Here is a 6,921-nt window from a genome sequence, read left to right as displayed (position 1 = left end):
GCGGTGATGACCAGGCGAGCTTTCGACACCTGCCGAGACTGCCGCGGAGTTTCCTATGTCTTGAGACATGCGTTTCCTATGTCCTGAGACCACACACCACCGCCACCGCCACGCTCCGGCTCCTCGTGAAGCCGGAGCCGAGAGAGGAACGCCGCCGGTTTTCCGGCGGCGTTCCTCCGTTGCGGCGCTTGGAGGCGCGGGCGTCCTCCACTGGATGCAGCGTCACCGGACGCCGTCAGACGTGCTGAAGGCCCGGAGCGGCATGCGCTCCGGGCCTTCATCTTGCATTTCTGATGGATTGTTCGGCGCGGCGATCACCGCGTCCGTTTGATTCGGGAAGTGCTGGGTCGATGTGTCGCGTTCGGCGACGCCTGACCCGCTTCGGATCAGGGGTAGGGGAGTTCGCTCGGTCCCTCGTTCGTCAATTCGAGCAGCTCCTGCGCCTTCGTGAGGTAGGGAAGGTCCCCAACCGTTTCGTCGTAGTCGAGCGGCTGCAGGCTCTGGGTCTCGATCGTCACGTCCCACGCTTCCTGGTCGACGTAGAGGTTGGGGCAGATCAGGTGACCATCCAGGGCGTAGGGGCTGTCGGAGGCGGCGATGTCCGTGGTGTCGAAGTCGTTCGCCTCGTAGATCTCCAGGATCTGCTCCTTGTTCTCCGGTTGTTCCCCTGCGCCGGGAGCGGTCAGGAACTCGGCGGCCTTCATCGTCGCGCGCAGGAAGCGCACGGCGGCGTTGGGGTTCTCGTTCGCCCATGCGCTGTTGACGATCTGCAGATCGTTGGCCCAGTTCTGCAGTGACTCGACGACGATATTGGCGCCGTACTCCTCCAGCGCCGCTCGGTCATCGCCGTAGAACGGGATGAGGGTCACTCGATCGTTTACGAAGAACTCGCGCCAGGTGGCGGAGTCGGGACCGGGATAGACCACCTCGACGTTCACCGTGTCGAGATCCCATCCGGCCTCCTTCAGCGCGAGCTTCCGCTGGAATTCTGCGGGGTCGCCGCTGGATCCAGCGAGCACGATCGATGTGCCGTCAAGGTCCTCGACGGAATCGATGTCGGGCTGTGTCGCGAAGTCGAAGTTCTGTCGGCAGAAGTGGCCGGAGAGCAGGTCCACTTCGACCCCTCCGCGGAGCGCCTCGATCACAGTGCCGGCGCTCTCGACGCCGACCTGTGCGCTGTTGCTCGAGACCGCAGCTGCGACATTGTCAGCCGTGACGACCTCGACGGTGAGGCCCTCTTCCTCGTAGTACCCGAGATCCGTCGCGACGATGTACATCGAATACATCGTGATGTCAGGAAATGGGATGGCGACGGTGATGTCGGATGTCTCGGCTTCTCCGACGTCGCCTGCGTCGAAGGTCGGCGTGTTCGCGGGCGCGGGGTTCCCCCCAGCGGCGCAACCCGCAAGGAGCGCCACGATCGACGCTCCAGCAAGCGCGACGCCTGCTCGTGTTCTTGTCACTTGGAAGCTCTTCTCTTCTCGAGGAGCCGACATGCGGCCCCGGACAGCGGTGCGATAATGGATACGGTATCCAGAACTGCGCGAGGTGTCCATGCAATCCGGTCCTCAACGTCGATAACGTTCATGTCACACCAATGGATCCGAAGCGGCCGCTAGGCGTTCCGCGAGAAATTGGATACCGTATCCAAAGCGGCGCCGACGGCATCACTGGGCAGGAGCAACATGCGAGCAGCACGGTTGACGGCACACGGCCGGTCCAGCATGCGGGTGACCGCCGACGCGCCGCCCCCCTCGATCGGTCCCGACGATGTACTCATCCGAGTCGCGGTGGTCGGGGTGAATCAACTCGACCTCAACGTCATCGACGGGGTGGGACCCGGAGCCGGGTCCCAACTGCCGCGGATTCTCGGCATCGATCCCGCCGGCACAGTAGTCGCTGCAGGGAGCAACGTGCCGTCTTCCCGCATCGGCACGCGCGTGGTGGTCAAGCCGAACATCTCGTGCGGGCGCTGCTCATACTGCGAGGGCGGGAACGAAGCGGACTGCCCGAATCAGGTGGTGATCGGTGCGCATCGCGATGGGGGCGCCGCCGAGTTGGTCGCCGTGCCCGCGAGAAACGCCTTCCCCATCGAGTCCCTCGACTTCGCTGTGGCATCAGCGGCGGTGCACAGCGTCCCGATCGCGCTCCACGCGCTCGGCGCGCTCGGGGGCGTCGATCACCGCGACACACTGCTGGTCACAGGGGCGTCGGGCGCCGTCGGCGGGGCGGCCGGCCAGCTCGCTGAGCACTTCGGAGCGCGGGTCATCTCGGCCGTCCGTCGTGAAGGGCACCCTCCCGTAGCCGGCGCGGTGTGTCTCGCCGAAACGCCAGCGGAGCTTCCGTCCGCTGTGGCGCGGCTCGCCCCCGACGGCGTCAGCGCCGTTCTCGACGCGAGTGGCGACGCGAACCTTCTCGGCGCGGCGTTGGAGACGCTGTCGTGGGGAGGACGTGCCGTGACCTGTGCGGCGTCGGTCGATCCCGAACTCCGGATCGACGTCCGTCGCTTCTACCTCCGGCGGAACCGCCTCATCGGGGCAGCCAGCGCGAACTACTCCGAGGTCGCGAAGGCCCTCGACCTGGTGGGGGCGGGGGCCGTGTCCGTCGCCATCGACTCGCGGTTCCCGCTCGCGCGGATCGGTGCGGCGTACGACCGGTTCGTCGAGGGACGCAGGATGGGAAAGGTCATCGTCGATGTCGGCTGATCGGACGGACTCGGTGGGCCTGATCGACGGCGCGCGTCTGCGCGAATCGCTCGAGACCATCACGCGACAGGTGGAATCCGATGACTCCGCCGGCCGCATGCGACCGTGGGTGAGCGCTTCGCTCGAGCGCGATGTCACCGCCGTCGCGACGTTCGAGCAGTACGGTCGGGTCTTCGAGTTCCGCTCGGATGAGGCGGTCGCCCGGGGCGGTCACGATTCCGCGCCCAGCCCGATGCGATACCTGCTGAGCTCGATCGCCTTCTGCACTCTTGGGTGGATCGCGAAGACCTGGGCCGCGCACGACGTGCCGGTCACCTCGTTGCGAACGACCGTCCGCACGTCGCTCGACATGCGTGGCGAGCATCGGGTGGGCTCAGCAGAAGCCCACCCTCCGTGGTTCGTGGTCGAGGTCGACATCGACGATGACGCGAGACCCGGCGATTCGATAGCGATGCTGCGCGAGGCGGTCGCCCGCTGCCCGGTCACCGCACTCGTCGACCGGGCCGTGCCCGTGCACCTGGTGCTCATCCAACGCGGCAAGATGGCGCTCGATACCAGACCCGAAGAACTTCGCACCGAGCACGCAGAGGAGCAGACGCGATGACTACAGCGGCCCCGTCGGGAGGCGGTCCCCTCAGAGGGGTCCGCGTGATCGAGCTCGGGCAATACATCTCCGGGCCGTACGCGGCCAAGCTGCTTGCCGACCTCGGCGCGGAGGTCATCAAGGTGGAGTCGCCCGAGGGCGACCCGATGCGCCGATGGGAGGGCCACGGTGCCATGAGCCCCCAATTCGCGGCCTACAACCGCAGCAAGAGCGGGGTGGTGCTCGACCTGAAGACGACAGCCGGACTGGAGGCGCTGCTCGCGCTGGCAGAGACCGCCGATGTGCTGATCGACAACTTCCGCCCGGGCGTCTCCTCCCGCCTCGGCTTCGGGCCGGAGGCGCTGCGCGCCCGGAACCCGCGTCTCATCAGCTGCGCGATCACCGGATTCGGCCCTTCCGGTCCGTACGCCTCGCGTCCCGCGTACGACACGGTCATCTCCGCGGTCGGAGGCATGTACAGCCAAATCGTGCCGGCCGACACCCTCCGTCCGCTCGGACCGGCGTTCTCTGACCTGCTCTCCGGGATGTCGGCAGCGCAGGCCGTGCTCGCCGCCATGCACGCCCGGGAGAGCAGCGGTGTCGGCGAGCACATCGAGGTGTCGATGGTGGGCGCCCTCATGGATTTCCTCACCGAGGGGGCGTCCACCTACCTCGAGGCGGGGCATGTCGCAGGGCCAGACTCGCGACCGCGTCGCGCGCAGGCGTACGCCTGCAGCGGCTCGGACGGCCTGGCGTTCGTGATCCACATGTCGGTGCCGGAGAAGTTCTGGACAGGCCTGCTGGCCGTGCTCGAGCGACCGGACCTGGCCGACGACCCACGCTTCTCGTCGCGCGAGTCGCGAGTGGCGAACTACGACGCGCTGGATGCAGAGCTCAAGACGATCACCGCGACGAAGCCGCGAGAGCACTGGCTGCGTCTGCTCGATCAGCATGACATCCCGCACGGACCGCTGAACAGCGTGGCGGACCTGTTCGACGACCCGCAGATCGCACACATGGGCCTGGTCGGCTCGGTCGTCGCGCCGGACGGCACGGAGGTCCGGGTGCCGCTGCCGAGCACCCGGTTCGAACGAAGTGGGGGGCCGGCGCTGACCCATGCGCCGGTGCTCGGCGCGGACAACGCACAGCTCGTGGGCGCGACGCTCGCGGCAGCGAAGGAGCAGAGCGAATGACCGCAATCGACGACATCGTCGCCATCGATGTGCACACCCACCCGCAGACCGAGGAGTTCATCGCTGCGATGGGCTCACGGCACAAGCAGATGGCGAAACACTTCGGTCGGGAGCGCCCCATCGTGTCCTTCGCCGAGCAGGCGGACCGCTACCGCGACATGAAGATGATGGCCGTCATCGTCAATTCCGACTCGGAGACGACCTCTGGGATCGCCGGGGCGCCGAACGACCTCCTCGGCCAAGCCCAGCGGGACCACCCGGACGTCTTCCTCTCGTTCGCCGGCATCGACCCCTGGAAGGGCGAGGTCGCCATCGCGGAGATCCGGCGCATGCATGACGAGTACGGCATCAAGGGCATCGGCGAGCTGAACCCGTCGCGGCAGAAGTTCCTCGCCAATGATCGCCGCTTCTTCCCGATCTGGGAGACGTGCGCCGAGCTCGGGCTGGTTGTGATGTTCCACTCCGGCTTCCCCGGCGCCGGAGCCGGGACCCCCGGCGGTGGCGGCTACCGACTGGAGAACGCACGGCCGGTGCCCTACATCGACGATGTCGCCGCCGAGTTCCCGGAGCTGAACATCATCAGCGCACATCCGGCGTGGCCATGGCACCTGGACAACCTTGCGATGGTGTGGCACAAGTCAAACGTCTACCTGGATCTGTCCGGGTGGGCGCCGAAGTATCTGCCGTCGGAGGTGGTCCGCTACGCGGACTCGCTCATCACCGACCGCGTTCTCTTCGGCTCCGACTGGCCGGTCATGACCGCGCAGCGATGGATGGACGAGTTCGCTGCGCTGCCGTTCAAAGACGAGTCGCGTCGGAAGATCCTCCTCGACAACGCACGCCGCCTCTTCCGGCTCTGACCCACTCTCCGCAACGATTAAGGACCCCGCATGGCGAAGCTCGTGATGGCGGCGACGACCCCGCACAACCCCCTGCTGTGGCGATCCATGGCGGATCCGGTGCCCGATGACCTGAAGCCGATCGCTGCGAACTTCGCCCGGATCCGGGAGGCGATCGTCGACCACGCCGTCGATGTCCTCGTCGTGCTCGGCACCGATCATGTGCGGCAGTTCTACTACGACAACTCTCCCGCATTCCTGGTTGGCAAAGCGGACGCCTACCACGGCACCTGGGAGAACGAGGTCCGCACGTTCGGCATGGAGTACGTCGAGCTGCGGGGCCACCGGGAGCTCGCGGATGCGATCACCGGCCGCCAGCTGCTGCCCGAAGCGATCGACTTCTCGGTGAGCCTGGAGTGGAGGCTCGACCACAGCTTCGTCATCCCGCTCCAGTACGTGCGGCCAGAGCTTGATCTGCCGGTGGTGCCGATCCACACCAACGCGTCGCTGCCTCCCGTGCCGTCCGTGCGCAGGTTCGTCGCTCTCGGCGCGCATCTGCGTGCGGCCATCGAAGCGTGGGACTCCGAAGCGCGCGTCGGGCTGCTCAGCTCCGGACACATGGCGAACGACGTCGGCGGGCCGCGGACGTTCGCCGGCTCGCCAGACCCGGAGTTCGACGCTGAAGCGGTCGCCTGGATGCGCGACGGCGATCTCGACGGTGCGATCCGCCGCTGCCTGCAGTTCGACCGCATCCTCGAGGCGGGCAGCATGACGTACCAATATCTCAACGCGGTGACGGCGCTCGCGGCTATGGGAGGCCGGCCGGCCACGTTCGCCGAGGCGACGGAGTCCCGGTTCTCGTCGAGCCCCTTCTTCCTCTGGAGCAGCCACTCATGAGCAAGTACATGATCGACAAGTTCATGCGCGCGGTGGAGCTGAGCGATGCGGCGCTCGCCGCATACGTTGAGAATCCGGAGCGGTTCATCGAGGGCTGGCTCGAAGGGAGCAGCGGACCCGAGACGGCCGCCGACGATCGTGTGCTCACTGCCGAGGAGCGGGCAGCCTTCGCGGCACGCGATTACTCCGAGCTGTACCGGCTGGGCGCGCATCCGTACCTGCTGTGGCACTTCATCGAGGCCGCCTATACCGATGAGTTCACCGCCGACTTCGGCTGGCGTCAGTTGGTCGAGCGGTATCGGGCCGCCGTGGCACCGCACGGCTTCGTCGACTACATACCCTGACGGAAGGCCCGGCTCAATGGTTCTGACGTCAGAAGCGTCCGCGCAGCCCGATTCGAGGATCGAGACGGACTCGCTCGGGTCGCTGGAGGTGCCGAGCGACGCCTATTGGGGAGTGCATACCGCGCGGGCGCTGACCAACTTCCCTGTGGCGATGCGCGCGATCAGCACCTACCCGGATCTGATCCGTGCTTTGGCGCGGGTGAAGCAGGCTGCGGCGCGGGCGAATAGGGATTTGGGGGTGTTGGATGCGGGGAAGGCGGATTTGATTGATCGGGTGTGTGAGGAGATCGCCGGCGGGGCGCTGCATGAGCAGTTCGTGGTTGGGGTGATTCAGGGTGGTGCGGGTACGAGCACGAACAT

8 protein-coding genes are annotated in these 6,921 nt (G+C 66.8%); 7 read left to right on the top strand and 1 reads right to left on the bottom strand.

The features are described 5' to 3' along the window. Positions 1-386 precede the first annotated feature (386 nt). A complete protein-coding gene (locus ACFFGH_RS34050) occupies positions 387-1,418 on the bottom strand; it encodes an ABC transporter substrate-binding protein (RefSeq protein ID WP_386677342.1) in 1,032 nt (343 codons plus the stop codon). Positions 1,419-1,685: 267 nt separating this feature from the next. Between ACFFGH_RS34050 and ACFFGH_RS34045 the strand changes: the two genes are divergently transcribed. From ACFFGH_RS34045 to ACFFGH_RS34015, 7 genes are all read left to right on the top strand, one after another. After that, on the top strand, positions 1,686-2,705 hold the full coding sequence (locus tag ACFFGH_RS34045) for an alcohol dehydrogenase catalytic domain-containing protein (RefSeq protein ID WP_386677340.1): 1,020 nt from the start codon (positions 1,686-1,688) through the stop codon (positions 2,703-2,705). Further along, positions 2,695-3,309, top strand: a complete 615-nt coding sequence (locus tag ACFFGH_RS34040; RefSeq protein WP_386677338.1) for an OsmC family protein — start codon at positions 2,695-2,697, stop codon at positions 3,307-3,309. The genes ACFFGH_RS34045 and ACFFGH_RS34040 overlap by 11 nt, the downstream gene beginning before the upstream one ends. After that, positions 3,306-4,481 carry a CaiB/BaiF CoA transferase family protein gene (locus tag ACFFGH_RS34035; RefSeq protein ID WP_386677336.1) on the top strand — a complete coding sequence of 392 codons (1,176 nt, stop codon included), beginning with the start codon at positions 3,306-3,308 and terminating at the stop codon, positions 4,479-4,481. Before ACFFGH_RS34040 ends, ACFFGH_RS34035 begins: the two co-directional genes overlap by 4 nt. Continuing rightward, a complete protein-coding gene (locus ACFFGH_RS34030; protein ID WP_386677334.1) occupies positions 4,478-5,341 on the top strand; it encodes an amidohydrolase family protein in 864 nt (287 codons plus the stop codon). The genes ACFFGH_RS34035 and ACFFGH_RS34030 overlap by 4 nt, the downstream gene beginning before the upstream one ends. A gap of 30 nt (positions 5,342-5,371) precedes the next feature. Further along, complete coding sequence (locus ACFFGH_RS34025) at positions 5,372-6,217, top strand: DODA-type extradiol aromatic ring-opening family dioxygenase (RefSeq protein WP_386677332.1); 846 nt, start codon at positions 5,372-5,374, stop codon at positions 6,215-6,217. After that, entirely contained in the window at positions 6,214-6,561 is a 348-nt protein-coding gene (locus ACFFGH_RS34020) for a hypothetical protein (protein ID WP_386677330.1), read from the top strand. The genes ACFFGH_RS34025 and ACFFGH_RS34020 overlap by 4 nt, the downstream gene beginning before the upstream one ends. A 16-nt stretch (positions 6,562-6,577) precedes the next feature. Continuing rightward, positions 6,578-6,921, top strand: a 344-nt coding sequence (locus ACFFGH_RS34015; RefSeq protein WP_386677328.1) for a lyase family protein, incomplete at its 3' end; no start/stop codon positions are given.

The organism is Lysobacter korlensis, assembly GCF_042434515.1.
This window is presented reverse-complemented; position numbering and strand designations above follow the sequence as displayed.